This is a genomic window from Streptomyces sp. NPDC059900 (assembly GCF_050270335.1).
Taxonomy (GTDB): domain Bacteria; phylum Actinomycetota; class Actinomycetes; order Streptomycetales; family Streptomycetaceae; genus Streptomyces.
Window position 1 is genome coordinate 1 of the sequence record NZ_JBNNJZ010000941.1, and the last position, 1583, is coordinate 1583.

General features: G+C 68.6%; 1 protein-coding gene and 1 pseudogene. One reads left to right on the top strand and one right to left on the bottom strand.

Annotation, left to right across the window (positions count from 1 at the left end; translation table 11 throughout):
• Positions 1–613: RNA polymerase sigma factor (locus tag ACQKIP_RS45965; protein WP_427745725.1), on the bottom strand; the 613-nt coding region annotated here is incomplete at its 3' end.
• Positions 614–1045: 432 nt separating this feature from the next.
• Between ACQKIP_RS45965 and ACQKIP_RS45970 the strand changes: the two are divergent.
• A pseudogene (locus ACQKIP_RS45970) lies at positions 1046–1583 on the top strand (alpha/beta hydrolase); the annotation flags it as partial.

The following is a 1583-nucleotide window of genomic DNA, read 5'->3' on the forward strand; positions in this document are numbered from 1 at the left end:
GCTCCTTGAGTCTTCTGGCCAGAGCCGTCAGCGCCCGGCTCGCCGTGGACTTCACGGCACCCCGGGACAGGCCCAGGGTTGCTGCGATGTCCGCTTCGGACATGTTCGACCAGTACCTGAGGACGAGGACCTCCCGCTGGCGCACGGTGAGCAGTCGCAGTGCGCGCAGCACTTCCTGGTGTTCTTCCCTGAGGAGGATCTCTTCTTCCGGTGGTGGTGCGGGCAGGATGCGCGGGGGGATGTAGGCGCGCACGGTGCGCCTCCTGCGCAGCACGTCCCTGGAGGTATTGACCACGCTGCGCCGTATGTAGGCCTCAGGGTCGGCGATGGGGTCGAGCGAGGTGGCGTGGCGTCGGTAGAGGGCGGCGAAGGCTTCCTGGACGACGTCCTCGGCGGTGGGGATGTCGTCGACCAGGAGGACGGCCAGGCGCACGAGGTCGAGCCTGCGGTGGCGGTACAGCTTGTCGACTTCTTCCCACGCTGTGCCTTCCGGCGCTGTGGCGGACAGCCGGCCCTTGAGGTCCGCTCTGTTGCGGTCAGGGAAGAGGCGGGCCAGGAGCCCTCGCCACCGGCTGCGCGGGAGGGCGCCTTCACAGGCGAAAACGGCAGCCATCAGCGCCCTGTCCGAACGGGCGGGGTGGTGGCGTGCTGACGATGGGCGTGTCGGTTGTCATCCGGCCCGGGGCGCCGTGGAGACGTCGGGTTGCTGCCGCGGATAACTCCCCGGCGGGTCATTTCTGGCATATACGTCAACCTGTTGCGTGAATCGAGCGGTTCGGGGCGTTCAAGAGGTGTCCTCTACCAGGAAGGACGTGTGGGACGCCGACAGGTTGCAGTTCACCGTCGGGTGCGGGTGCGGGTGCGGGTGCGGATGTGGCGTGGCCCGTCCGTCTCCCGCTTCCGGAACATTGATCGTCGCGGCCTGCAACCCCGGGCAGGGCCGCACGTCTGTCAAGGCGTAAGGGATGTTCCGCCCTGGTGCGGACCGTGCGTGTCCGGCATACGCGGGACACGTCGCGGCCGGATGCGAGACCTGAGGAAGACCGTGCTGAAAGTCAGAGTTGCCGCTGCTGCCGCGCTGGTGTGTCTGGGCCTGGTGTCGGGTTGCGCAAGCCCGGCCGACGAGTCCGGGCACAACCCGGAAGCGAAAGCCGCGGCATCTACCGCGCCGGTGCCCTCCGGGGCGCGGAGCAGCGCCCCCGCGCCGCCGCCGGACCATGAGCCGGTCTCGTACAAGCCGAGCTGGCCCGACACCGCGGTGCGCACGGCACGGGGGCACCGCGTCAACACGTGCGTGCCCAAGGACCTGCGGAACAAAGCCACCACGCTGACGACCAGCGACAAGGTGCATCTGTCGGCACTGGTCCTGGGGGAGGGGCCCGACGGCGTTCTGCTGGATCACGAACAGGGCTACAGCATCTGCTCGTTCGTCGACATCGGGCGGCAGCTGGCCAAGCGCGGCTACCACGTGGTGATCCCCGAGTACCGCAATCACGGTGCGTCCGAGGAAGTGGCCGACAACGAGCACATCGACCGGGATGCCCGTGCCGGACTGGCGGAACTGCGCCGTGTCGGCGCCAAGA